Below are 25,538 nucleotides of genomic sequence, written 5' to 3' on the forward strand. Positions count from 1 at the left end.
CCTCCGGCCTTGCCCCCGGGCGGCGGAGGGGACTAGGCAAGGGCTGGATCCACTGCCGGGCCCGGTCCTTGGTCACGCTGCTGTACGTCCTCGCCTTCCTCTGCCCGCCGCTCGCCGTCTATCTCGACATCGGGGCGGGGCCGGAGCTGCGGCTGAACATCATCCTGACGATCCTGGGCTGGATCCCGGGCATCATCCACGCGCTCTACATCCTCTCGATCCACCCGCCGCATTGAAACGCCCGCCGCTTTCCCTTCGGCCGTCATTCCCGCGAAAGCGGGAATCTCTCGCCGGTGAGAGCGTCACGAGATCCCGCTTTCGCGGGATGAGGGTGGGGGGAGGGCCCCAGGCTGCCGCCTCACTCCGCCGCCGGGACCAGCTCCGGCTCCGCGACCGGCACGGTGCGCGACAGGAAGCCGAACACCACCACGGCCGAGACCACGGTGATGGCGGCCAGCACGAACAGCAGGCCGTGGAACGCGTCGCCATAGGCCTGAACCAGCAGGGCCGGCCCGGCCTGCGGCAGGGTCGCCGCGGCCTGGGCCAGGTCGCCCATCGCCAGCCGCTGGGCCGCCAGGGTCAGCGTCGCCGGGTCGACCGGGCCGGACACCGTCGCCAGGCCGGTCCTGACGAAGCCGGCCAGGATGGCGCCGACCACCGCCAGGGCGATGCCTTCGCCGGCCACGCGGGTGGTGCTGAAGATGCCGGCGGCCATGCCGGCGCGCTCCTTCGGCACCACGCTGACCGCCAGCGCGTCCATCAGGCCCCAGGGCAGGCTGATACCGAGGCCGATCACCAGCAGCGGCGGCACCATCGCAGCCGCGGCCATGCCCGGCGGCACCTGGGACAGCAGCACCAGCCCGGCGGCGGTGACCAGCAGCCCGGCGCCGCACAGCACGCCGGCGGAGAACCAGCGGGTCAGCAGCGCCGCCAGCATCGGCACCACCAGCATCGGCCCGCACAGCGCCATCATCATCCAGCCGGCGCCGACGCCGCCCCAGCCCTCGATGCCGACGAAGCGCAGCGGCAGCAGGATCAGCAGCACCACGAAGGAATAGGCCGGCGCCGCAGCCAGCAGCTGGACGCCGACGAAACGCGGAAAGCGGAACAGCGTCAGGTCCAGCATCGGCCGCGCCGCCCGGGTCTCGATCCGGATGAACAAGGCCGCCAGGGCCACGGTCCCGGCCAGCAGGCCGACCACCCAGGCGCTGCCCCAACCCTCTTCCGGTGCCAGCAGCACGGCATAGGTCAGCAGCGACAGGGCGGTGGTGAAGCTGGCGGCGCCCGGCCAGTCCAGCCCGGCGGCGCCGGGGTCGCGCGATTCGCGCATGAAACGCCAGCCGAAGCCGAAGGCGATGGCGCTGAGCACGGCGGTGCCGAGGAAGATCGCCTGCCAGCCCACGGTCTCGACCAGCAGGCCGGACAGCAGCGGGCCGAAGGCCAGGCCGATTCCGAAGGTGGTGCCGATCAGGCTGAAGGCGCGGGTCCGGGCCTGGCCGTCGAATTCCTGCGCCAGCGCCGCGAGGCCGGCGGAGAAGGCGCCGGCGCCGGCGCCGCCCTGCAGCGCCCGCAGCAGGTCGAGCACCAGCAGGTCGTGCACCACCGTCAGGGCCAGCGAGGCCAGCAGGAACACCGCCTGGCCGATCAGGAACAGCCGCTTGCGGCCGTAGCCGTCGGCCAGCGCGCCCGCGATCATCAGCGAGCTGCCGAAGCACAGCATGAAGGCGTTGGTGATCCAGTTCAGCGCGATCGGGTCGCCGCCCAGCGATCGGGCGATGGCGGGCATCGCCACGGCCGGTCCGGTGAAGTTGAACGGCAGGGCCAGCAGCGACAGGCACACGGCGGCCAGCACCAGCAGCTTCTCCATCCGGCCATGGCCGGCGGAAGACGCGGACGGCGCCGCCGCGGAATCAGGATTCCGGGGCATGGGCAACTCTGATGTGAGGGGGCCGCGTTCCCTCGCGGCGTTGCATGAAAGATAATCCGGCCGTAATGATCGCCCAACCGGCACAAATTCCGCTGTGAACGGAATTCCAGTCCGCAATCGGGATCTTGCAATGGACAACCTGAACGGCCTGGCCGCCTTCGTCCGCGCCGCCGAGACCCGCAGCTTCGTCGCCGCCGGCCGCCTGCTCGGCATCTCCGCCTCGGCAGTGGGAAAGAGCGTGGTGAGGCTGGAGGAGCGGCTGGGCGCCCGGCTGTTCCACCGCAGCACCCGGCGGATCACCCTGACCGCGGAAGGCGCGCTGTTCTACGAACGCTGCCAGCGCATCCTGGGCGACGTGGCCGACGCCGAGGCCGAGCTGCAGCACGCCATGGAGACGCCGCGCGGCCGGCTGCGGGTCAGCGTGCCGGCGGCCCTCCACCACCTGGTGGTGCCGGTGCTGCCGGAGTTCATGCGGCTCTATCCCGAGATCGAGCTGGACCTCGACTTCAACGACCACATGGTCGACGTCATCGCCGAGGGGCTGGACGCGGTGATCCGCAGCGGCACGCTGACCGATTCCCGGCTGATGGCCCGGCGGGTCGGGCCGTTCCGCTTCCACATCGTCGGGTCGCCCGACTATCTCGAGCGGCGCGGCGTGCCGCAGCACCCGGCCGATCTCGAGCACCATGCCTGCCTGCGCTACAAATACCCGACCGCCGGCACGCTGCAGGAATGGGGCCTGCGGACCGACCCGGCGACCCCGCCCTGGCGACTGCCGGCGACCCTGGTGTGCAACAGCGCCGAGGCGCTGATCTCCGGCGCCCAGCGCGGGCTGGGCCTGATCTACATGGCGGATTTCGCGCTGCGCGACACGCTGGCGAGCGGGGCGCTGCGCCCGGTGCTGGAGCCCTATGAGGCGGCGCCGGGCGTGTTCTGGCTGCTGTGGCCGTCCAGCCGCCACCTGTCGCCGAAGCTGCGGGCCTTCGTCGACTTCATGTGCACGAGGCTGATCCCGGCCCCGGAGGGCTGAGCCGCCCGGTCGCCGGCTAAAGCACCATATCCGCCGCGACCAGGCCGATCGTGCCGGTCAGGACGACGGTGAAGTCGGCGACGCCGTCGCCGTTCACGTCGCCGTTGACCGCGGTCAGGCCGCCGCCGCTGACGGCTTGCAACTGGCCGGCCACGCCGGTGAAGGCGCCGGCGCCGATGAAGGCGAACGCCTGGTCGCCGGGCACCGCGGTGCTGGCGTCGATCGCCGAGAGGTCGATCCTGTCGCCCTGGGCATGGCTGAAGTCGCTGATCCGGTCGCCGGAGCCACCCACGCCGGTGTCGCCCGCGGCGAACACGAACCGGTCGGCCCCGGCGCCGCCCGCGAGGAGGTCCCGCCCGGCATCGCCGTGCAGGATGTCGGCCCCGGCGCCGCCCGCCAGCCCGTCATCGCCGAGGCCGCCGGCCAGGGTCAGCCCGATCCGACCGGCCGCCAGGCCCCCGGCGTTGATCCCGTCATTGCCGGCGCCGCCGTCGATGACCAGCCGGTCGCCGGTTTCCGAATGCGTGATCGCGACCACGGCCTTGAGGCCGCCAACGCCGATGCTGGCGGACGAGGACGCGACGGTGACCCGGTCGGCGCCCGCGGTGCCGTCCACCGCCACCGTGTCGGCCTGGCCGTCGCCGGCCGCCGGGTTCGACCCGGCCAGATCGACCCCGACCCGGATGATGTCGGTCCCGGTCAGGTCGTGGACATGGATGGTGTCGGCCCCGCCGAGCGTCTTGATCTGGAGGCGTTCGACGCCGTTCAGGTCCAGGGTCACGGACGCCACGTCGCGGACCAGGGTCGCCCGTGCGCCATTGGCCGAGATGTCGAGAATCTCGTTGACGGCGGCACCGAGGAAGCTGAGGTCGTCGGTGCCGTCCTGACCCTCGACGATGTCGTTGCCGTCGCCCGGCGCCCAGGCGAAGGTGTCGTTGCCGGCGCCCAGCAGGGCAAAGTCGCTGCCGCCGCCACCGATCACGACATCGTTGCCGTCGCCGCCCTGCACCAGGTCGGACACGGCGCCGTCGATCAGGATGTCGTCGCCGGCGCCGCCGTCGAACCTCAGGATGAGCGGCGACGTGGTCACCGCCCGCGCGTCGATCCGGTCGTTGCCGCCCAAGCCGTTGATCGTCAGCTGGTCGACGAAGTCGACATGGTCGACCACCAGCTGCGCCGCCAGTCCGGTCGCCACCACCTGCGTGCCGGACTGGGTCAGGGTCACGGTGTCGGCGACGGCCGAGCCGTTCAGGATCACCGTATCCGCCTGGGCGTCCCCCGCCCCGCCGTTCAGCACGCCTTCTAGGTCGACGGTCACCCGGGTCACGTCGGTGCCGGTCAGGTCGTTGACGGTGATGTGGTCGGCCCCGCCCAGCGCATGGAATTCGATGTGCTCGACATCGTTCAGATCCATGGTGATGGCGGCCACGTCGCGGAAGAACCGCGCCCGTCCGCCATTGGCCGAGATATCGATGTTCTCGCTGATGTTCGCGCCGGCGAAGTCGAGCGTGTCGGTGCCGGCCTGGCCCTCGATCGTGTCGTTGTCATCGCCCGGCGACCAGCCGAAGACATCGTCGCCGGCCCCCATCAGGGCGACATCGTTGCCGTCCCCGCCGGTGACCTGATCGCCACCGACGCTGCCGATCAGCACATCGGCGCCGAGGCCGCCGAGCAGGGTCAGCCCGATGCGGCCGGCGGCCAGCCCGGAGGCGTCGATCACGTCGTCGCCGGCCTGCCCCTGGACCGTCAGCCGGTCCAGCGCCGCCTCGGCATGTTCTACCACGACCGACGCCGCCAGCCCGGTGACCTCGACGGCGGCGGCCGACGAAGTCACCGTGACCACGTCGTTGCCGAGGGTGCCCAGCACGCCGACCGCATCGGCCTGGCCATCGCCGGTGCCGGAATTCTGGGCGGCCTCCAGGTCGACGGTCACCCGGGTGACGTCGGTCCCGGACAGGTCGTTCACGGTGATCCGGTCCGCGCCACCGAACGCGGCGAACTGGATCCGTTCGACATCGTTCAGATCCATGGTCACCGCGGCGACATCGCGGAGGAACAGCACCCGCCCGCCATTGGCCGAGATGTCGATACTCTCGCTGGCGTTGGAGCCCCGGAAGACCAGCGTGTCGATGCCATCCTGGCCCTCGACCACGTCGCTGCCGTCGCCAGGGCTCCAGGCGAAGATGTCGTCGCCCGCGCCCAGCAGGGCCACGTCGTCGCCGCGCCCCCCGACCACGACGTCATTGCCGTCGCCGCCCAGCAGCGTATCGGCCCCGGCACCGCCGAGGAGCGTGTCGTTGCCGGCGCCGCCGTCGAAGGTCAGGCCGATCGCCGCCGTCGCCAGCGGCCGGGCATCGATCCGGTCGTTGCCGCCCAGGCCGTTGACCACCAGCCGGTCGGTGGCCTCGGCGTGGTCGATCAGCGCCTGCGCCGCCAGCCCGACCGCCACCACCGCCGTGCCGGACAGGGCCAGGGTCACAGTCTCGGCCGCTGCCGAGCCGTTCAACGTCACCACATCCGCCTGGCCATCGCCGGCCCCACCGTTCAGCACGCCTTCCAGATCGACCGTCACCCGGGTCACGTCGGTGCCGGTCATGTCGTTGACGGTGACCCGATCGGCCCCGCCCAGGGCATGGAATTCGATGCGCTCGACATCGTTCAGGTCCTGAGTGACGTTGGCGACGTCGCGGAAGAACCGCGCCCGCCCGCCATTGGCCGAGATGTCGATGTTCTCGCTGATGTTCGCGCCGGCGAAGTCGAGCGTGTCGGTGCCGGCCTGGCCCTCGACCACGTCGTTGCCATCGCCCGGCGACCAGCCGAACACGTCGTCGCCCGCGCCCAGCAGGGCCAGATCGTCGCCCCGGCCGCCGGCGACGATGTCGTTGCCGCCGCCGGCGGAGATCACATCGGCCTCGGCGGAGGGCGCCGGCTGCCCGCCGACCGCCGTCACGGTGGGGGACACGAAGCCGGGCGTGATGGTTTCCGGGGCGTCGGTGCCGGTGAATGTGGACATGATCCTGAAATCCCCTTCCGAGAAGGGCCGAGGGCCCCTCCTCTCAATCAGAATGGCGGGACGATGCCGCGCCGCAGGAAAATCACGTCGCCAATATCGGAGCGCCGGCTGCCACTGCGGCCGACCGGCGATCGTTGCAATATAGCCTAAATTCGAGGCGAACGCAGCGGCCGCCCGGATGTTGGCCCGGGCGGCCGCCCCCTTACCGGGTCAGAGGACGAAGTCGCCCGCGGTCAAGACGACCGCGCCGGTCAGGACGACGGTGAAGTCGACGACGCCGTCGCCGTTCACGTCGCCGTTGACCGCGGTCAGGCCGCCTCCGCTGACGGCCTGCAACTGGCCGGCCACGCCGGTGAAGGCGCCGGCGCCGATGAAGGTGAAGGCCTGGTCGCCGGCCACCGCGGTGTTGGCATCGATCGCCGAGAGGTCGATCTTGTCGCCTTGGGCATGGCTGAAGTCGTTGATCCGGTCGCCCGAGCCGCCCAGGCCGGTGTCGCCCGCGGCGAACACGAAGCGGTCGGCCCCGGCGCCGCCCGCGAGGAAGTCCCGCCCGGCATCGCCGTGCAGGATGTCGGCCCCGGCGCCGCCCACCAGCGCGTCGTCGCCGGACCCGCCGGCCAGGGTCAGGCCAAGCTGGCCGGCACCCAGGCCCGCGGCGTTGATCGTGTCATTGCCGGCGCCGGCGTCGACCGTCAGGTGGTCGATCGTCTCGGAATGCGTGATCGCGACCACGGCTTTGAGGCCGGCGATGCCGACGGTGACCGCCGAGGACACGACGGCGACGCGGTCGGCCCCGGCCGTACCGTCCACATCCACCGTGTCGGCCGCGCCGTCGCCGGTCGCCGGATCCGCCGCGCCGGACAGATCGATCCCGACCCGGATGAGATCGGTCCCGGTCAGGTCGTGGACGTTGACGTGATCGGTGCCGCCGAGCGCCCTGAACTGGATGCGTTCGACGTCGTTCAGATCCATGTTGACCGCGGCGATGTCGCGGAAGAACGTCGCCCGATTGTGGTCGGCCGAGATGTCGATGGTCTCGGCGGCATTCGCCCCGAGGAAACTCAGATCATCGGTGCCGGCCCCGCCTTCGACCGTGTCGCTGCCGTCGCCCGGCGCCCAGAAGAAGGTGTCGTTCCCGGCGCCGAGGAAGGCGGTGTCGTCACCCTTGGCGCCGACGACGACGTCGTTGCCGTTACCGCCGATCAGGACGTCCGCCCCGGCGCTACCGATCAGGGTGTCGTTGCCCTCGCCGCCGTCGAGCACGAGGGTCATGGACACCGGCAGTGCCCGCGCGTCGAGCCGGTCGTTGCCGCCGAGCCCGTTGACCGAGAGCTGGTCGTCCGCATCGAAATGGCCGATCGTCGTCTGCGCCGCCAGGCCGTTCACCTGCACGGTCGTGGCCGCGCCGGTGCCCGACAGCGAAAGCGTGATCACATCGCTGGCGGCGGCAGCAGCGCCGTTGACGATCACCGAATCCTCCACGCCGTCGCCGACGGTGCCGCCGGGCGTCCCGGCCAGGTCGATCGCCACCAGCTTGACGTCGGTGCCGGCGAGGCTGTTGACCGTGATCGAATCCGACCCGCCGAGCGCGGCGAAATCGATGCGCTCGACATTGTCCAGGGTCATGGTCACCGCGGCGATGTCGCGGAAGAAGGTCGCCTGCCCGGCATTGCCGAAGATCAGGATGCTCTCGTCGGCATTGGCGCCGTCGAAGTCGAGCGTGTCGGTGCCGTTGCCGCCGTCGACGAAGTCGCTGCCGTCGCCCGGATCCCAGCCGAAGCTGTCATTGCCGTCGCCGAGGTTGGCGATGTCGTCGCCCTTCTCGCCTTCGACCACGTCGTTGCCGCCGAAGCCGTTGATGGTGTCGGCGTCGTCCGTACCGGTGAGAATATTGTTGCCATTGTCGCCATTGATGACGGCCATGATAATCGCTCCCTCTATCGAGGCTGGCCGGGCGGCCGGCCTCCTGGTGAAATCACGACAAAGGTGCCGCACCCCGGGCCGATCCGCGTGTTACCGAGGTCACTTCACGGCGAATTCGGCCGGGCCGGGCAGGAGGCGGGGATGGAGGGGCGATGCGCGAGCTGACGATGCACCAGGTCGATGCCTTCGCCGACCGGGTGTTCGGCGGCAACCCTGCGGCGGTGCTGGTCCTGGACGACTGGCTGCCGGATGCGGTGCTGCAGGCGATCGCCGAGGAGAACAACCTGGCCGAGACCGCCTTCGCCCGGCGCGCCGCGGCCGGCTGGGACCTGCGCTGGTTCACCCCGGTGCACGAGGTCGATTTCTGCGGCCACGCCACCCTGGCCACCGCCCATGTGCTGGCCGCCGAGCTGGGCGAGGCCGGAGAGCTGGCGTTCCACACCCGGGTCGGCCGGCTGGCGGTGACCCGGACGGATGACCGCTATGTGCTCGACATCCCGGCCCTGCCGCCCGAGCCGGCCGACCCGCCGCCATCGCTGGTGGCGGAGCTGTTCGGTGGCCAGGTGCAGGCGGTGTTCCGCAACTTCGAGAACCTGTTCGTCGAGCTGCCGGACGAGGCGGCGGTGCGGGCGGTGGTGCCCGACCTGCTGCGCATCGCCGGGCTGCACCCGCTCGGCCTTGTCGTCACCGGCCGCGGCGCCAGCGCCGACATCGCCTCGCGCTATTTCGCGCCGAGCTACGGCATCCCGGAGGACCCGGTGACCGGGTCGATCCATGCGACGCTGGTGCCGTATTGGGCGGCCAAGCTGGGGCGGACGGTGCTGAGCGCGGTGCAGTGCTCGCGCCGCGGCGGCCGGCTGGGCTGTCGGCTGCAAGGCGACCGCGTGCTGCTGTCCGGCCAGGCCGTGACCTTCATGCGCGGGGTGGTCCGACTGCCGGGGTGACCTAGTCTGTGTTCCAATGCCGCGTTGGTTCAGGAGTCCCGCCATGCTGAAGCAGATCGATGCCGGAGTGCTGACCGTCGCCTATGAGGAGACCGGCGACCCGGCCGGCTGGCCGGCGGTGCTGCTGCACGGCTTCCCCTACGACATCCGCAGCTACGACGCGGTGGCGCCGAGCCTCGCCGCCCAGGGCGCCCGGGTGATCGTGCCCTATCTGCGCGGCTACGGCCCGACCCGGTTCCGGTCGGCCGACACGCCGCGGTCGGGCGAGCAGGCGGCGCTGGGCCATGATCTGCTGATGCTGCTGGATGCGCTGGAGATCGAAGCGGCGGTGCTGGGCGGCTATGACTGGGGCGGGCGGGCCGCCTGCATCGTCGCGGCGCTGTGGCCGGAACGGGCGCGCGGCCTGGTCTCGGTCAACGGCTACAACATCCAGAACATCGCCAAGTCGGGCGAGCCTGCGTCCCCCGAGGCCGAGCTGCGCTACTGGTACCAGTACTATTTCCATGGCGAGCGTGGGCGGCTGGGGCTGGAGCGCAACCGGCGCGACCTGTGCCGCCTGCTGTGGCGGCTGTGGTCGCCGGAATGGCGCTTCGACGACGCCACCTACGACCGCAGCGCCGGGGCCTTCGACAACCCCGATTTCGTCGCGGTGGTGATCCACTCCTACCGCCACCGCTACGCCCTGGTCGACGGCGATCCTGCGGTGGCGGCGGTCGAGCGCCGGCTGGCGGCGCAGCCGCCGATCACGGTGCCGGCGCTGACCTTGGACGGCGACGCCGACGGGGTGATGGCGATCGGCGGCACCGCCGGGCACGCCCCGCACTTCACCGGCCGGCACGAGCACCGGGTGGTCACCCCAGGCATCGGCCACAACCTGCCGCAGGAGGCGCCCGCGGCTTTCGCCGATGCCATGCTGACGGTGAAGGGCTGGGCCGGCTGACGATTGACCGAACGACCGGTCAGCGAATTCCGTACTGCGCGTCGTGCAGCCGGCGATAGATGCCGCGGGCCGCGACCAGGTCCTGGTGCCGGCCCTGTTCGGCGATGCCGCTTTCGTCCACCACCACGATGCGGTCGGCGTCCTGGATGGTCGCCAGGCGGTGGGCGATGACCAGGGTGGTGCGGCCCTGCGACAGCTCGGCCAGCGACTGCTGGATCGCCTTCTCGGTCTCGGTGTCCAGCGCCGAGGTGGCCTCGTCCAGGATCAGGATCGGCGGATTCTTCAGGAACATGCGGGCGATCGCCAGGCGCTGCTTCTGGCCGCCCGACAGCTTGACCCCGCGTTCGCCGATCACCGTGCCCAGGCCTTCGGGCAGGCCGGCGATCATGCCGTCCAGCCGGGCCCGGCGCGCGGCCTCGGCGATGTCGGCGTCGCTGGCGCCGAGACGGCCATAGGCGATGTTCTCGCGGATGGTGCCCGCGAACAGGAACACGTCCTGCTGCACGATGCCGATCTGGCCGCGCAGCGAGGCCAGGGTCATGTCGCGGATGTCGATGCTGTCGATGGTGATGCGGCCGGCCTGGACCTCGTAGAAGCGCGGCAGCAGCGAGCAGATGGTGGTCTTGCCGGCGCCCGAGGGGCCGACGAAGGCGATGGTCTCGCCGGCATGGATGGCGAGGTCGATATCGCGCAGCACCGGCTTCTCGGCGCTGTAGCCGAAGCTGATGCCCTCGTAGCGGATCTCGCCCGTCAGCCCCGAGACGGCGACCGCGCCCGGCCGGTCGACGATGTCGGGCTCGGTGTCCAAGAGCTGGGTGTAGCGGCGGAAGCCGGCGATGCCCTTGGGATAGGTCTCGATCACCGAATTGATCTTGTCGATCGGCCGGAAGAACACGCCGACCAGCAGCAGGAAGCCGACGAAGCCGCCTTCGCTGAGCTGCCCGGTCAGCACGAAATAGGCCCCGGCGATCATCACCACCATCTGGGTCAGCCGCATGCTGAGATAGCTGAGCGAGGTGCTGGCCGCCATGATCCGGTAGGCGTCGAGCTTGGTGCGGCGGTAGCCCTGGTTGTCCTCGGCGAACAGCCGGCGCTCATGGTCCTCGTTGGCGAAGGCCTGCACCACGCGGATGCCGCCGACATTCTCCTCGATCCGGTGGTTGAAGTTGCCGACCCGGCCGTACAGCGCCTGCCAGTTCCGGGTCATGCGGCCGCCATAGCGGGTGGTGACCCAGGCGGTCAGCGGCACGATCGCCGCGGTGATCAGCGCCAGTTGGAGATTGACGCTGAGCATCAGCGCGAAGGCGCCGATGAAGGTCATCACCGCGATGAACAGGTCTTCCGGCCCGTGATGCGCGACCTCGCCGATCTCCTCGAGGTCCTTGGTCAGGCGGCCGACGAGGTGGCCGGTCTTCTGGTTGTCGAAGAACCCGAAGGACAGCTTCTGCAGATGGTCGAAGGCCTTGCGCCGCATCTCGGTCTCGATGTTGATGCCGAGCATGTGGCCCCAATAGGTCACGATCGCCATCAGCCCGGTGTTGGCGACGTAGATCGCCAGCAGGCCGACCGAGGCGAGCACGATCAGGGTCCAGTTCTGGCTCGGCAGCAGGCTGTCGACGAAGACCTTCACCGCGATCGGGAAGCCGAGCTCGAGCAGCCCCGACACCACGGCGCAGGAGAAGTCGAGCACGAACAGCCGGCGATAGGGGCGGTAATAGGCGAAGAAGCGCTTCAGCATCGGATCATCTTATCGGCAATCAGGCGCCGCCCTGCCACGCCCGGACGGAGTCGAGCGGGTGGACCAGCATCAGGATGTTCAGGGCCAGGTTGTCGCGGATCAGCCAGCCGGTGAACAGTTCGAAGAAGATGGCGATCGCCACGGTCAGCCACAGCGGCGCCCGCGAGGCGAAGAAGAAACCGAGCAGCATGAAGGAGATGTCGGAGACCGAGTTGATCACGCTGTCGCCGGTGTAGCCCAGCGCGATCGTCGCCTCGCGGTAGCGGTCGATGATGACAGGGCTGTTCTCGGCGATCTCCCAGGCGCATTCGACCAGGATGGCGATGATCGCCCGGGCCTTCACCGGCAGGCGCCGGGCCACCAGCCACAGCAGGCCGAAGAACAGGAAGCCGTGGATGATGTGCGACGGCGTGTACCAGTCGGCGATGTGCTGTGAGTTGTCGGAGCTGAGCACGTCCGACGTCCACAGCTTGACCGTGCCGCAGGTGCAGATCGGCACCCGGCCCATGGCCAGCAGGATGGCCGCCGTCGCCGCGATCAGGCCGAGGCCGATCAGCAGGTAGGCACGCCGCGGCAGCCGGTCGAACCAGGTCACGCTTCGAGACTCCCCCCAGGATGGAACAGACATAGCACGTCCGAATGGCTGCGAACCATTCGCAATGGACGAATCGAACCACCCCGGAGGGCATGGCAGCGTCCTAGAGGTACGGCGAGGCCAGCCAGACCGCGCGGTTGCGGATCCGCTTCAGCAGCGGGCGGGCCCGCAGCGTCGCCAGGGTCTCGGCCCGGGCCGAGGCGATGCGGCGGCGGATGCCGGCGTCGATCTCGCCGGCGATGCCGCGGTCGTAGATCTCGACATCCAGCTCGAAGTTCAGGCGCAGGCTGCGCGGATCGAGGTTCGAGGACCCGATCAGGGCCCAGGCGCCGTCCACCGCCATCAGCTTGGAATGGTCGAACGGGCCGGTCGCCCGCCAGATGCGGCAGCCCGGCGCCAGCAGCTGGTCGAGTTGCGCCGTCATCGCGTAGTCGACCAGGGTGAGGTTGTTGGCGTCGGGGATGACGATGTCGACCGCGATGCCGCGCCGTGCCGCGACGGCCAGCGCGCCGACCAGGATCTGGTCGGGCAGGAAATAGGGCGAGCAGATCCGGATCGACTCCTGCGCCACCGCGATCGCCCCCATCACCAGGCTGTGGTTGGAACCGAGGTCGTGGTCCGGGCCCGACAGGATGGCGCGGGCCAGCACCGATGCGGGCGACCCTTCCGGTGGCGCCGGCACCTGCCAGGCCCGGCCCGACAGCCGCTCGCCGGTGGTGAAGCGCCAGTCCTGGACGAAGGCGGCGTGCAGCGCCTGCAGCAGCGGCCCCCGGATGCGGGCATGGGTGTCGCGGGCCGGCTCGCCGTCGGCATGGGCGGTGGTGAACGCGGCCCGGATGTTCATGCCGCCGGTGAAGGCGGTCTCGCCATCGACGATCAGCAGCTTGCGGTGGCTGCGCAGATTGGCATAGGGCAGCTTCAGCCCGATGATGTTGCTCATGAACCGCGCCGTGGTCACGCCGCCGCCCCGCAGCAGCGGGATGATGGGCGGCCGCGAATAGCGCGCGCCGATGGCGTCGATCAGCACCCGCACCTCGACCCCGCGGCCGCGCGCCTCGATCAGCGCCTCGGCGATCTCGCGCCCGACCGGGTCGTTGTCGAAGATGTAGCTCTGCAGCGCGATCGAGGATTGCGCGCCGCGGATCGCCGCCAGCATCGCCGGATAGGTCTCGTCGCCCCCGTGGAGCAGCACCAGGTCGTTGCCCGGCGTCACCACGAAGGGCGAGATCCGGTCGCCGACCCGCTGCAGCGACGCGAATTGCGGGGCGGAGGCCGGGACGACATCCGCGGCCTGCGCATCCGGCCCGCGGCCGCCCGCCTCGGCCCCGGCCCGGCGCCGGCGGCGCACGATCGCGGCGCGGCGCACCCGGTTGATGCCGATCACCAGATAGATGAAGGCGCCGAGGATCGGGCTGAGCAGGATGACGCCGACCCAGCCGGTGGCGGCGCGCACATCCTCCTTGGTCATCGCCGCATGGATCGCGGCGCCGACGCCGACCACGATGCTCAGCGCCAGGGTGATGTGCGGCCAGTAGGTCGTCCAAAAGGCATTCATCGCCGCTCAAGGTCCTCCGGTTCGCCCTATCCCTCCCAGTATCGGCGGCGCCGGGCAAGGGGCTGCGACGAACGCCCGCTTGACGGTCTCCGCTCGCACCGATAGTTTGGATCCATGGATCCAAACCTGATCGTCGACATGTTGCGGCACGACATCGAAACCCGGGCCCTGCCGCCGGACACGGTGCTGCGGCAGGAAATCCTGGCGACCCGGTTCGGCGTCAGCCGCCAGCCGGTGCGCCAGGCGCTGGACCGGCTGCTGGCCGAAGGGCTGGTGGTGCGCCGGTCCGACCGCGGCCTGGCCGTCGCCGGCCTGTCGGCGGAGGACGCGCGGGAGCTGGCGGCGCTGCGCATCCTGGTCGAGGGCGAGGCCCTGCGCCTGTCCCTGCCCCGGCTGGACGCCCGCGCCCTGCGCCGGGCGGAGCGGCTGGCCGAGGATCTGGTCGAGGAGGAGGACCCGGCGGCGATCGAGGAGCTGGACGTCGCCTTCCACGCCGCCCTCTACGCCGCCTGCGGCAATGCCCGGATGCTGCGCCTGGTCGATTCGCTGCGCCGCGAGGGCCGGCGCTCCTACACCCTGCAACCCCCGGGCTCGGTCTTCCGCGCCACGATGGCGGCGCAGCACGAGAGTATCCTGGCGGCCTGCCGCGACGGCGACTCCGCCGCCGCAATCGCCGCCCTTGCCGCCCATCTGCGGGCAGCCGTCGATCTGCAACCGGGAGACACCCCATGAGCCACTATCAGGCCACCGTGCTGTGGCAGCGCCCGCCGGACATCGCCTTCACCGACGGCCGCTACAGCCGGGTGCATCTCTGGCGCTTCGACGGCGGCGTCGAGGTGCCGGCCTCGGCCTCCCCGCATGTCGTGCCGCTGCCCTTCTCGGCCTCGGAGCCGGTCGATCCGGAGGAGGCCTATATCGCCGCCCTGGCCAGCTGCCACATGCTGACCTTCCTGTCGATCGCGGCCAAGCGCCGATTCGTCGTCGACAGCTACAGCGACACCGCCGAGGGGGTGATGGAGAAGAACGGCGACGGCCGGCTCGCCGTCACCCACGTTGTGCTGAACCCGCGCGTGACCTATGCCGGGACGGCCCCCGACCGCGCCGCCGAGGAGGCGATGCACCATGCGGCGCACGACCAGTGCTTCCTGGCCAATTCGGTGAAGACCGCGATCGAGACCCGCCTGGACTAGAGACCGTCTGTAAATGCTACTGGCGCGGCCGTCTGACGGCGGTTTCTCCGCTTCCGGTGCTCACGCACCAAACGTGCGCTGCGCTCCGGTTCTCGAAACCACCGCCAGCCGACTCACGCCAGCGCATTTCCAAACGGTCTCTAAGGCCGCCGCGCCGTCGCTTGCAGGTGGCGACACGCCCCCGCATCTTGGGCCGCGTTGGCTGATGGGGGATTCGGAGCATCCATGCGGGTTCTGGTGATCGGCGGCTACGGGCTGATCGGCGGCTATGTCCTCAGCCGGCTGCACCGGCAGGGCCATGCCGTGGTCGGCGCCGGGCGCGAGATCCGGATGGCGGCGCGGCGGTTCCCCTATGCGCGCTGGGTCGCGGCCGATCTGGCGGCGATGCGGCGGCCGCAGGATTGGGCCCCGCATCTCGCCGGCATCGACGCCGTGGTCAACTGCGCCGGCGCGCTGCAGGACAGCCCGCGCGACGACCTGCGCGCCGTGCATGTCGACGGCGCCCTGGCGCTGTACCGCGCCTGCGCCGCGGCGGGCATCCGCCGGGTGGTGCATGTCTCGGCCGCCGCCGTCGGCGCCGGGCGCGAAACCGCGTTCAACGCCACCAAGCAGGCGGCGGAGGCGGCGCTGGCCGGCCTCGACCTCGACTGGGTGGTGCTGCGCCCCGGCCTGGTGCTGGCGCCCGCCGCCTATGGCGGCACCGCCCTGCTGCGCGGCCTGGCCGGCTTTCCCGGCATCATCCCCGCGGTCCATGCCGACAGCGTGGTGCAGCTGGTCTCGGCCGAGGATGTCGCCGAAGCCGTGGGCCGCGCCATCGACCCCGCCGCACCGGCCCGGATCGCGCTCGACCTGATGCATCCCGATCCGGTGCGGCTGGCCGAGCTGCTGGTCGCGCTGCGCGGCTGGTTGGGCCTGCCGCCGGCGCCGGTGCTGCGGCTGCCGGCGGGGCTGGCCCGGATCCCGGCCGCCGCCAGCGACGCGATCGCCCGGCTGGGCTGGCGCAGCCCGATGCGCAGCACCGCCCTGGCCCAGCTGCGCATGGGCATCGCCGGCGACGGCGAGACCTGGCAGCGGGTGCTCGGGCTCCGCCCCCGATCCCTGGCCGAGATGCTGGCCGGCTGGCCGTCGGGGGTGCAGGAGCGCTGGTTCGCCCGGCTCTACTTCCTCAAGCCGTTGGCCTTCGCGGCGCTGATCCTGTTCTGGCTGGCCTCCGGCCTGATCGGCCTGGCACGCCTCGACCAGGCCGCCGCGGTGCTGCGCGACGCCGGGGTGCCGGCCGGGCTCGCTGTCGCAACGGTGGGCGTGGGCTCGGCCGTCGACCTGGCGCTGGCCGTGCTCGCCTGTTTCAGACGCAGCGCCGGGCCGGCGCTGCTCGGCATGGTCGCGGTCTCCGCCGCCTATCTGCTCGGCGGCACGCTGCTGCGCCCCGACCTGTGGGCCGATCCGCTGGGCCCCCTGGTCAAGGTGATCCCCGGCGCGGTGCTGGCCCTGGCCGCCCTGGCGATGCTGGATGAGCGCTGATGGACAGCTACGAGCTGCTGAAGACCCTGCATGTGATCGGCGCCACCGTGCTGTTCGGCACCGGCGCCGGCATCGCCTTCTTCATGGTCATGGCGCACCGCACCGGCGACGCGGCGCTGATCGCCCACACCGCCGGGGTGGTGGTGATCGCCGACACACTGTTCACCGCCTCCGCCGTCGTGGTCCAGCCGGTCACTGGCGCGCTGCTGGCGCGGACCGCCGGCTATCCCCTGTTCGAGGGCTGGATCGGGCTCAGCCTGCTGCTCTATCTCGTCACCGGGGCCTTCTGGCTGCCGGTGGTGTGGCTGCAATGGCGGATGCGCAACCTGGCCCGCGATGCGGCCGCGCGCGGCGCGGCGCTGCCGGCGGAGTACAGGCGGCTGTACCGCATCTGGTTCGCCTTCGGCTTTCCCGCCTTCGCCGCCGTGCTGGGCATCCTGTGGCTGATGGTGGCCAAGCCGGAGCTGTGACGGAGCGGCCGGGCCCGCCGATGCCATCCGTTGCATTCGCCCGGCCATTGCCGGCAGGTTGCAGCGTCGGCCTCGTCGCCGGCGGGGCGGGATGCGGGGCCAGGGCAGCGGTGGCAGTCGATGATCGGCCAGGCATGAGCGGCCAGCGCCCCGAGGCGACGCCGACGATCCGCGACATCGCCCGGTTGGCCGGGGTTTCGACCGCCACCGTCTCGCGCACGCTGATGCGGCCGGCGATGGTGGCCGAGGAGACCCGGGCCCAGGTGCTGCGCGCCGTGGCCGAGGCCGGCTACACCCCCAACCTGCTGGCCCGCGGCCTGCGTCGGCACGAGGCGGGCGCCATCCTGGTGCTGGTCCGCGACATCGTGAACCCGTTCTACCCCGAGATCTTCCGCGGCGTGGAGCGGACGGCGCGGCGCCTGGGCTTCAACGTGCTGATGGGCAACACCGACGACGACCCGGCGCAGGAGCGCGACTATCTGCGGCTGGTGCTGTCGCGCCGGGCCGACGGCATGATCGTGCTGACCGGGCGGATCCCCGACCTCGACGACCCTGCCGTGCGGCGGGTGCCGATCGTGCTGGCCTCCGAACCCGTGCCCGGCCACGACCTGCCGATCGTGCGGATCGACAACCGGGCGGCGGCGGCCGAGATCACCCGGCACCTGATCGGCCTGGGCCATCGCCGCATCGCCCATGTCGCCGGGCCGCTGGACCAGGCCATCGCCCGCGACCGGCTGGACGGCTGGCGCGCGGCGCTGCGCGATGCCGGGCTGCCGGCCGGGGACGACCTGGTCGCCCCGGGCGATTTCCGGGTGCCGTCCGGGGCGGCCGCCGGCCGGGCCCTGCTGGCCCTGCCCGAACCGCCGACCGCGATCTTCGTCGCCAGCGACGAAGCCGCCATGGGTGTGCTGAGCGCGATCCACGCGGCCGGGCTGCGGGCGCCGCAGGACATCTCGGTCGCCGGATTCGACGACATACCCTTCGCCGAGGCGTTCGATCCACCCCTGACCACGGTCCGCCAGCCGCGGCTGGCGATGGGCGAACAGGCGATGATGATGCTGCACCTCCTGATTGTGGGCGACGCGCCGGCGGAGCGGGTCGTGACCCTCCCGACCGAGCTGATCATCCGCGGTTCCACCGGCCCCTGCCGGTCGCGCTGAGCACCCGATTCGCGTGTATCCGTGGAATTGGGGCGTAGCCTCCGGGGGATTTCATGATGGAAACCTGGGGGACAGCCCGCGAATCACGCCGTTCGGCCCCATACTATGGCATGCGACGCCCGCATGGCGCATATGCAGAAAGCGCATTTAAGAGATATATAGCGCTCAGTTTCGGGAATTAAATTTCCCGCCCTGGATGCTTCCGGAGCTCAGGGCCGCCATCCATTCGCACTTCGCAACGAAGCCGCTCCCGCATGAGACAATTTTCTCCTGCCATGGCATTTTACGAAATAATATTCCTTTCACCAGAAATTATAAAATACTCTGCAGAAATTTTTCACCGAGAAATCGCAATCTGATAATCAAAGCCCCTGTAAATCTTGTCCAAGCAAACAGACCTCCTCCTTTTGTCATGATCCTTTAAGTTGTGTAGCAGCGATGATTTTGTGATCGTAGGTCGAGAAGCGGCGCCGTCTGCCGGCAGCGCTAGGTCACGGTACTAGAACGCGATAGCGGAGAACGATTATGGCACTATCTTTGGACCTCCTGGGGCTGCTGGGCATCAATCTCGAGGACAGCAACGACGACGTCCTCACCGGCGGCAACATCATCGATTTTATCAGCGGCGGTGACGGCAACGACGTGATCGAAGGCAAGGGCGGCGCCGACGTGCTGAGCGGCGGCGACGGCCTCGACACCCTGAGCTACCAGACCTCTCCCGCGGCGGTGAATGTCAGCCTCGAACCCGGCCTGCTCGGCCTGATCAGCCTGTCGAACGGCGGCGACGCCACCGGCGACCTGGTCAGCCTCGGCTTCGAGAACGTGGTCGGGTCGGCCTTCGCCGACAGCATCACCGGCGACGCCACGGCCAACACGCTGGCCGGCCTGGCCGGCGACGACACCATCTTCGGCGGCGCCGGCAATGACCTGCTGATCGGTGGCGCGGGTGCCGACCGGATGGATGGCGGCACCGGCATCGACACCGCGAACTACGTCGAGTCGAGTGCGGGCGTCACCGTCAACCTGACCAGCGAGACGGGTTCCGGCGGCGATGCCCAGGGCGACACGCTGATCGCCATCGAGAACGTCATCGGCTCGCGCTTCAACGACCTGCTGATCGGCAGCGCCGCGGTCAACATCCTCTCGGGCGGCAACGGCGACGACACCCTGGTGGGTGGGGCCGGCGGGGACACGCTGGATGGCGGCATCGGCAGCGACACGGCCAGCTACTCGAACTCCAACGCCGCCGTCTCGGTGAATCTGAGCACCGGCATCAACACCGGCGGCCACGCCTCGGGCGATGTGCTGATCGCCATCGAGAACCTGACCGGCAGCATCTTCAACGACAAGCTGACCGGCGACGGCAACGCCAACACCCTGAACGGCTACAACGGCGACGACGTGATCAATGGTGCCGGCGGCAACGACACCATCGTCGGTGGCGCGGGCGCCGATGCCATCGACGGCGGCTCCGGCATCGACACCATCTACTATTCGAACTCCCACGCCGCCGTGACCGTCAACCTGGCCACCAACATCAACACCGGTGGCGAGGCAGCCGGCGATTCGATCGTCAATGTCGAGAACGTCGCCGGCTCCGCCTTCAACGACGTCATCACCGGCGACTCCCAGGCCAACCAGCTTGGCGGCCTCGCCGGAAACGACATCCTCAACGGCAACGAAGGCGACGACTACCTGGTCGGTGGCGCCGGGGCGGACGTGCTGAACGGCGGCGCCGGCACCGGCGACACGGCGAGCTACGAGAAGTCCTCGGCCGCGGTGAGCGTCGACCTCTCGACCGGCACCGGCATCGGCGGCGACGCCCAGGGCGACACGCTGAGCGGCATCGAAAAGCTGATCGGCTCGCACTTCGCCGACACGCTGACCGGCGACGCCAGCAACAACCAGCTGCGCGGCGGCGACGGCAACGACGTGCTCAGCGGCGGCGCCGGAAATGACGACCTGCGCAGCGGCCTGGGTGCCGACACCCTCAATGGCGGCGCCGGCATCGACACGGCCTACTACTACGAGAGCAATGCCGGCGTGCAGGTGAACCTGACCACCGGCCAGGGCATCGGCGGCCATGCCCAGGGCGACATCCTGATCGATGTCGAGAACCTCGGCGGTTCGAACTTCAGCGACGTGCTGATCGGCGATGCGAACGCCAACTCGCTGCGCGGCTACAACGGCGATGACGCGCTGCGGGGCGGCGGTGGCCGCGACACGCTGGTCGGCGACGCCGGGGCGGACCACTTCATCTACGCTTCGGTCAGCGACAGCACCGGCGCCACCGCCGATCGCATCGTCGACTTCGCGACCAACCAGGGCGACAAGATCGACCTGGCGGCGGTCGACGCCAACAGCGGCGTCGCCGGCGACCAGACCTTCAACTTCATCGGCAACTCGGCCTTCAGCCATGTGGCGGGGGAGCTGCGCTACGAGATCAGCGGCGGCAACACCACCATCCAGGCCGACGTCAATGGCGATGGCGTGGCGGATCTGACGATCCATGCCGACGGTTCGATCAACTTCGCCGCGACCGACTTCGTGCTGTAACCCAGCCGAAATCTGCGCATCAGCAGGGCCGCCCGGTGGGGCGGCCCTTTTCTTTGCCCAGTCTTGCTTTGCCTAGTCGCCGGCGGCCCGCCGCCGGGCCTCGTCGGTCGCACGCCGGAACCGGACGAGCCGACGCGCGGAGCGGTCCGCACGCTCCGGCCGCGGCCGATGGACGGCGCCGATCCGATCCGGCGGCGTCGGCCAGCCCAGCGTCGCCGCGGCGATGCGATAGCCGCCCATCGCCGTGGTCGCGGTCGGCAGGTCGGCGCATTCGACCGTGCGGCTGCAGGCGTCGGCGATCAGCTGCGGCCAGATCCGGCTGGCGCCGCCGCCGCCGGTCAGCCGGATCGGGCCCGGCACCGCCGCCATCGCGTCGAGATTGTTGCGCAGCGCCAGCGCCACCCCGTCCAGCACCGCATAGTGCAGGGCGCCGCGGCCCTGGGTGATGTCGAGATCGAGCAGCGCGCCGCGCAGCGCCAGGTCGACGAAGGGCGAGCGTTCACCCTTGAGATAGGGCAGGAACAGCGTCTCCGGCGGTGCCGCATCCGCCGCCGCCGCCTCGGCGTCCAGCACCGCCAGATCGGCCCCGGCGATCCGGCCGAACCAGCCGGCGGCGTCGCCGGCGGTGAGCAGCGGCGCGATCTCGAGCGCCCAGCCGGCCCGCGGATGCGCCAGCGTGGTGAAGGCCCGCGGCGGCACCGCGGGATCGAGCGGCCGGCTGCGCGCGACCCAACCACTGGTGCCGAGATAGACATGCAGCTGGCCGTCGGCGGCGGCGCCGACGGTCGAGGCTGCGGCGTCGCCGCAGCCATTCACCACCGGGCAGCCCGGGGACAGACCGAGCGCCGCCGCCGAGTCCGGCCGCAAGGTGCCGATCACCGTGTCGGCCGGCCGGATCGGCGGCAGCAGGGCCGGATCGAGGCCGGCCGCTTCGACCAGGACGGCCGACCAGTCGCGCCGCGCCAGGTCCATCAGCCCCACCGTGGTGGCGGCGGTGGGGTCGGTGACGATCTCGCCGGTCAGGCGCAGTGCCAGATAATCCTTCGCCCCCGGCAGGATGGTGGCGACCCGCCGTGCCGCCTCCGGTTCGGCCTGCTGCAGCCAGAGGAATTTGCACAGCGTGTTCAGTGGCCCGGGCGCGTTGCCCAGCACGGCCGCACTGCCCGTGGCCAGCAGCCGGTCGCGGATCGCCGGGAACACCGACCTGCTGCGCCCGTCGCTGTACAGCAGCGCCGGCCGCACCGGCCGGCCATCGACGTCGAGCGGCACCAGGTTTTCCATGGTGCCGACCAGCGCGATCGCCCGGACCGAATCGCGCATCGCTGCCGGGAGACAGGAGCAGGCGGCGGAGGCGGCGTTCCACCAATCCTCCGGATCCTGCTCCTGCCCGCCATCGGGCGTCGCCCGGGTGGGGTATCGCACCTCGACCTGCTGCGCCGGGCGGCCGTCCTCGGCGAAGGCAACCAGCTTCAGCGCGGTGCTGCCGAGATCGAAGACCAGGAGGACGCTCATCGGGCCGCCGCCATGCCGAAGCGGCGCAACATCACCGCGGCGATGATGATCGCGCCGGTCACCATCTTCTGGAAGAAGGGTTCGACATTGAGGATGGTCAGCCCGTTGGCCAGCACCGCGATGATGGCGACGCCGACGGCGGTGCCGAGCATGTTCGGCCGGCCGCCGCGGAACGCGGTCATGCCGAGGAACACGGCGGCATAGGCCGGCAGCAGCAGGCCTTCACCCATGGTGTGCTGGACGCTGCCCAGCCGGGCCGCCAACAGCACCCCGGCCAGGCCGGACAGCCCCGCTGCGATGGCGAAGACGGCGACGATCGGCCGGCCGATCGCCACGCCGGAGAGGCGCGCCGCCTCGCGGTTGCTGCCGATCGCGATCAGCCGCCGGCCGAACACGGTCGCGGCCAGGGTGCCGCCGGCGGCTAGCAGCACCGCCAGCATCCACAGCGTCAGCACCGGCACCGGCCCGGCCGCGGCCCGGGCCAGCACGGTGAAACCGGCCGGGATGCCCTGGAACAGGCTGGCGCCGCCGGACAGCCAATAGGCCAGGCCGGAGACGATGGTGCCGATCGCCAGGGTGGCGATGAAGGACGGTGCGCGCAGCCCGTGCACCACCAGCCCGTTGACCGCGCCGACCGCGGCGCAGGCGCCCAGCGTCAGCAGGATCGACGGTGCCACGCCGAAGCCGGCGGCGAGCAGCTTGACCACCAGCACGCCGGCCAGGGAGGCGACGAAGCCGACCGAGAGGTCGAATTCGCCGATCACCATGACGAAGGTCGCCGCCGTGGCGACGATCGCCAGGATCGCCATCTGCTGGGTGACGGCGAGCAGGTTGGCCGCGGTGGCGAAGGCGTCCGGCCGCGCCAGGCCGAAGCCCAGCGCGATCAGGGCCAGCGCCGCCGGCGTGCCGAAGCGCTCGACCAGCCGGGTCGGCGCCTCAGCCCGCATGTCCCACCCTCCGCCCGGCTGCCAGGGTCACGGGCAGGTCACGCCGAGGCTCTCGCGCGTGATCAGCGTGCCGGGGGCGTACAGTTCGGCCGCATCCGGCGCCGCCCCGGCGAAGACCTTGGCCATCTGCTCGACCGTGATCCGCGACATGTCGGCGAAGTTCTGCCGCACCGTGGCGATGAAGGGCGTGCATTGCCGGATCAGGTCCAGCGCCTGGGGGTTGCCGTCGATCCCGGTGATGACGATGTCGCTGCGCCCGGCCGCCTGCAGCGCCAGCAGGGCGCCGATCCCCGGCTCGTCCCAGGCCGCCCAGACCGCGTTGATCGCGCCCGGCGCCGGGTTGGCCGCCAGCATCGCCTCCATCGCGTTGCGGCTGTCGTCGATCTGGCCCGGCACCTGGACGTAGTGGTCGGCCACCTGGCGGATGCCCGGCGTGGCCTGCAGCGCCTCGTCGAGCGCAATCTCGCGCTGATGCACGCCGGGATGGGCGGAGAAGAAGAAGCGGACGATGGCGCCGTGGCCGCCCAGCCGGCCGAACAGGTAGTCGGTCATGGCCTTGCCCAGGGCGTGGTTGTCCGAGGTGACGTTCAGCGTCACGCCCGGCCCGGCGGCGCCGTCGATGGTGAAGACCGGGATGCCGGCGGCCGCGGCCTTGCCGACCTGGTCCTGGATCTGCGCCGGGTTGAGCGAGACCAGCACGATGGCGCTGGTGCGGGCGTTGACCACATCCTCGACCCGGCTGGCCAGGGCACCGAAATCGCCCGCGGTGTCGACCACCGAGACGGTCCAGCCGCGCGCCGCGGCGTCGGCCTTCAGGGTTTCGACCATCTCGCCGGTCGCGACCGCGGAGAGGTAGGGCGTCAGCACCGACACCGTCTCGGCCGCCGCCGGACCTGCGAGGCCCGCTGCCAGCACCGCCGCCACCATCGCGGCGCCACCCCGTGCCGATCCCCGCATCATCCCCGCCTCTCCCGAAGGTTTCGTCCTGTCTAGCCTCTTTCGACCGGGGCTGACAACGACACCGCCATGCATCGCGCCGGCGCCGCCATCGCTTGCTTCACACCCGCCCCAGCCGGCAGTGTGGCGGCCGATGCGACCGACCCGGAATTGGGGGATGACATGGCCTTCCACAGCGCGCCGCGGGCGACGCCGACCGTGCAGCAGGACGATGATGTCGTCCGGATCACACGGTGGGATTTCGAACCGGGCGCCGCCACCGGATGGCACGAGCACGGTCATCCCTATTTCGTCGTCATGCTGAAGGCCGGGACCCTGCGGATCCACGATGGCGAGACCGAGACGGCGGTGCCGCTGGCCGAGGGCCAGTCCTACCGCCGCCCCGCCGGCATCCGCCACGATGTGATGAACGGATCGCCGCACCCGGTCGCCTTCGTCGAGATCGAGATCAAGCGGCCGGAGGCGCTGGATGGCCGTGCCGTCTGACGCCGGTCGGGGCAGGCCCCGCATCGCCTTCCGGCTGGAAGCGTCGGCCGCGATCGGCGGCGGCCATGGCATGCGCTGCCTGTCGCTGGCCCGGGCGCTGGCGGATCGCGGGGCGGACTCGCTGTTCCTGGTCAACGCGGCGGCGCCGGCGACGGTGCCGGCCCTCGATTCCGCCACGGTCCGCATCGTCGGCCCCGGGCCGGAGGAGACGGTGGCGGCGATCCGGTCGGAATGGCCGGATGGCGCGGATGTCGTGGTCTGCGACCTCTACCGCTGGACCGCCCCCGAGGAACAGGCGGTCGCCGCCGCGGCGCGACGCGTCCTGGTGATCGACGACCTGGTCGCGGCGCCGCATCGGTGCGACCTGCTGCTGAACCAGAATTTCGGCACCGATCCCGCCGCCTACGACCCGCTGCTGCCGGCGGGCTGCCGGCGCATGATCGGCCTGGACTACGCGCTGCTGCGGCCGGATTTCCCGGCGCTGCGGCCGGCGGCGCTGGAGCGGCGGCAAAGCCCCTCGCCGGCCAGGACCCTGCTGGTGTCCCTCGGCCTGACCGATGTCGGCGGCATCACCGGCCGGGTCTGCACCGCGCTGGCGACCATCCCGGATTTCACCCGCGCCGACATCGTGCTGGGCCCCACCGCCCCGAGCATCGCCTGGGTGCGGACCATCGCCGCCGCCGATCCGCGCCTGCGCTGCCATGTCGGGCTGGAGGACATGGCGCAGGCGATGCTGGAGGCGGATGCGGCGATCGGCGCGATGGGCAGCAGCAGCTGGGAGCGGTGCTGCCTGGGCTTGCCCACCCTAGCCTTCATCCTGGCCGACAACCAGCGCCCGACCGCCCAGGCGCTGGACGAAGCCGGCATCGTCGCCCTGGCCGGCGACGCGGCGGCGCTGGACGATGCCGCGATCCGGGACGCGGTCGCGGATTTCCTCGGCGACCCCGACCGGCTGCACCGGCTGTCCCTGGCCTCCGCCGCGCTGTGCGACGGCCACGGCGCCGAACGGGTCGCGGCGGCGATGCTGGCCGGGCTGCACTGACCGGCTGGCCTGAACCAGCCCGGCCGGCGACG

At 70.9% G+C, this 25,538-nt stretch carries 21 protein-coding genes; 12 read left to right on the plus strand and 9 right to left on the minus strand.

Annotation, left to right across the window (positions count from 1 at the left end; all coding sequences use genetic code 11):
- The first annotated feature begins 68 nt into the window (after window positions 1–68).
- Complete coding sequence (locus tag AB4112_RS27670; protein WP_309801576.1) at window positions 69–236, plus strand: YqaE/Pmp3 family membrane protein; 168 nt, start codon at window positions 69–71, stop codon at window positions 234–236.
- A 122-nt stretch (window positions 237–358) separates the two neighbouring features.
- Here AB4112_RS27670 and AB4112_RS27675 read toward each other — a convergent pair whose 3' ends face one another.
- Window positions 359–1,927: an MFS transporter gene (locus AB4112_RS27675; protein ID WP_309801575.1), complete on the minus strand. Its 1,569-nt coding sequence runs from the start codon at window positions 1,925–1,927 to the stop codon at window positions 359–361.
- A 130-nt stretch (window positions 1,928–2,057) separates the two neighbouring features.
- Here AB4112_RS27675 and AB4112_RS27680 point away from each other — a divergent pair, with 130 nt between their 5' ends.
- The gene (locus AB4112_RS27680) at window positions 2,058–2,957 is read left to right on the plus strand and encodes a LysR family transcriptional regulator (protein WP_309801574.1); all 900 of its coding nucleotides are present in this window, start codon (window positions 2,058–2,060) and stop codon (window positions 2,955–2,957) included.
- Window positions 2,958–2,973: 16 nt separating this feature from the next.
- Here AB4112_RS27680 and AB4112_RS27685 read toward each other — a convergent pair whose 3' ends face one another.
- Window positions 2,974–5,970 carry a beta strand repeat-containing protein gene (locus AB4112_RS27685; RefSeq protein ID WP_309801572.1) on the minus strand — a complete coding sequence of 999 codons (2,997 nt, stop codon included), beginning with the start codon at window positions 5,968–5,970 and terminating at the stop codon, window positions 2,974–2,976.
- Between the two features lie 210 nt (window positions 5,971–6,180).
- On the minus strand, window positions 6,181–7,893 hold the full coding sequence (locus AB4112_RS27690) for a calcium-binding protein (RefSeq protein ID WP_309801571.1): 1,713 nt from the start codon (window positions 7,891–7,893) through the stop codon (window positions 6,181–6,183).
- A 152-nt stretch (window positions 7,894–8,045) separates the two neighbouring features.
- Here AB4112_RS27690 and AB4112_RS27695 point away from each other — a divergent pair, with 152 nt between their 5' ends.
- Entirely contained in the window at window positions 8,046–8,837 is a 792-nt protein-coding gene (locus AB4112_RS27695) for a PhzF family phenazine biosynthesis protein (protein ID WP_309801570.1), read from the plus strand.
- 43 nt (window positions 8,838–8,880) lie between these two features.
- On the plus strand, window positions 8,881–9,777 hold the full coding sequence (locus AB4112_RS27700; RefSeq protein ID WP_309801568.1) for an alpha/beta fold hydrolase: 897 nt from the start codon (window positions 8,881–8,883) through the stop codon (window positions 9,775–9,777).
- Between the two features lie 19 nt (window positions 9,778–9,796).
- On the opposite strand, the gene AB4112_RS27705 is transcribed toward AB4112_RS27700, so the two are convergent.
- The 3 genes from AB4112_RS27705 to AB4112_RS27715 all read right to left on the minus strand — a co-directional run bounded on the left by AB4112_RS27705 (window position 9,797) and on the right by AB4112_RS27715 (window position 13,665).
- The gene (locus tag AB4112_RS27705) at window positions 9,797–11,515 is read right to left on the minus strand and encodes an ABC transporter ATP-binding protein (protein WP_441724269.1); all 1,719 of its coding nucleotides are present in this window, start codon (window positions 11,513–11,515) and stop codon (window positions 9,797–9,799) included.
- A gap of 19 nt (window positions 11,516–11,534) precedes the next feature.
- Complete coding sequence (locus AB4112_RS27710) at window positions 11,535–12,110, minus strand: DUF2585 domain-containing protein (protein WP_309801566.1); 576 nt, start codon at window positions 12,108–12,110, stop codon at window positions 11,535–11,537.
- A 103-nt stretch (window positions 12,111–12,213) separates the two neighbouring features.
- Window positions 12,214–13,665 (minus strand): phospholipase D-like domain-containing protein, encoded by a 1,452-nt coding sequence (locus AB4112_RS27715; RefSeq protein ID WP_309801565.1) that lies wholly within the window; start codon window positions 13,663–13,665, stop codon window positions 12,214–12,216.
- Between the two features lie 114 nt (window positions 13,666–13,779).
- Between AB4112_RS27715 and AB4112_RS27720 the strand changes: the two genes are divergently transcribed.
- The 6 genes from AB4112_RS27720 (at window position 13,780) to AB4112_RS27745 (ending at window position 20,562) form a co-directional block, all read left to right on the plus strand.
- The gene (locus AB4112_RS27720; protein WP_309801563.1) at window positions 13,780–14,397 is read left to right on the plus strand and encodes a GntR family transcriptional regulator; all 618 of its coding nucleotides are present in this window, start codon (window positions 13,780–13,782) and stop codon (window positions 14,395–14,397) included.
- The gene (locus AB4112_RS27725; protein ID WP_309801562.1) at window positions 14,394–14,855 is read left to right on the plus strand and encodes an OsmC family protein; all 462 of its coding nucleotides are present in this window, start codon (window positions 14,394–14,396) and stop codon (window positions 14,853–14,855) included. Before AB4112_RS27720 ends, AB4112_RS27725 begins: the two co-directional genes overlap by 4 nt.
- A 225-nt stretch (window positions 14,856–15,080) precedes the next feature.
- A complete protein-coding gene (locus AB4112_RS27730; protein ID WP_441724272.1) occupies window positions 15,081–16,376 on the plus strand; it encodes an SDR family oxidoreductase in 1,296 nt (431 codons plus the stop codon).
- Complete coding sequence (locus AB4112_RS27735) at window positions 16,376–16,846, plus strand: DUF2269 family protein (RefSeq protein ID WP_441724274.1); 471 nt, start codon at window positions 16,376–16,378, stop codon at window positions 16,844–16,846. The genes AB4112_RS27730 and AB4112_RS27735 overlap by 1 nt, the downstream gene beginning before the upstream one ends.
- Window positions 16,847–16,980: 134 nt before the next feature.
- Window positions 16,981–18,006 carry a LacI family DNA-binding transcriptional regulator gene (locus AB4112_RS27740; protein ID WP_441724276.1) on the plus strand — a complete coding sequence of 342 codons (1,026 nt, stop codon included), beginning with the start codon at window positions 16,981–16,983 and terminating at the stop codon, window positions 18,004–18,006.
- A 525-nt stretch (window positions 18,007–18,531) separates the two neighbouring features.
- Complete coding sequence (locus AB4112_RS27745) at window positions 18,532–20,562, plus strand: beta strand repeat-containing protein (RefSeq protein ID WP_309801557.1); 2,031 nt, start codon at window positions 18,532–18,534, stop codon at window positions 20,560–20,562.
- 72 nt (window positions 20,563–20,634) lie between these two features.
- Here AB4112_RS27745 and AB4112_RS27750 read toward each other — a convergent pair whose 3' ends face one another.
- From AB4112_RS27750 to AB4112_RS27760, 3 genes are read right to left on the minus strand one after another with little or no spacing between them, the layout of a single operon-like run.
- Window positions 20,635–22,074, minus strand: coding sequence for a xylulokinase (locus AB4112_RS27750; RefSeq protein ID WP_441724278.1), 1,440 nt, complete (start codon window positions 22,072–22,074; stop codon window positions 20,635–20,637).
- Window positions 22,071–23,021 (minus strand): ABC transporter permease, encoded by a 951-nt coding sequence (locus AB4112_RS27755; RefSeq protein ID WP_309801555.1) that lies wholly within the window; start codon window positions 23,019–23,021, stop codon window positions 22,071–22,073. Before AB4112_RS27755 ends, AB4112_RS27750 begins: the two co-directional genes overlap by 4 nt.
- A 27-nt stretch (window positions 23,022–23,048) precedes the next feature.
- Entirely contained in the window at window positions 23,049–23,981 is a 933-nt protein-coding gene (locus tag AB4112_RS27760; RefSeq protein ID WP_309801553.1) for a substrate-binding domain-containing protein, read from the minus strand.
- 159 nt (window positions 23,982–24,140) lie between these two features.
- Between AB4112_RS27760 and AB4112_RS27765 the strand changes: the two genes are divergently transcribed.
- The gene (locus AB4112_RS27765) at window positions 24,141–24,464 is read left to right on the plus strand and encodes a cupin domain-containing protein (RefSeq protein ID WP_309801551.1); all 324 of its coding nucleotides are present in this window, start codon (window positions 24,141–24,143) and stop codon (window positions 24,462–24,464) included.
- Window positions 24,448–25,506, plus strand: a complete 1,059-nt coding sequence (pseG, locus tag AB4112_RS27770) for a UDP-2,4-diacetamido-2,4,6-trideoxy-beta-L-altropyranose hydrolase (protein WP_309801550.1) — start codon at window positions 24,448–24,450, stop codon at window positions 25,504–25,506. Before AB4112_RS27765 ends, pseG begins: the two co-directional genes overlap by 17 nt.
- Window positions 25,507–25,538: the final 32 nt, after the last annotated feature.

Source organism: Inquilinus sp. 2KB_23 (assembly GCF_052115705.1).
Lineage (GTDB): Bacteria > Pseudomonadota > Alphaproteobacteria > DSM-16000 > Inquilinaceae > Inquilinus > Inquilinus ginsengisoli_A.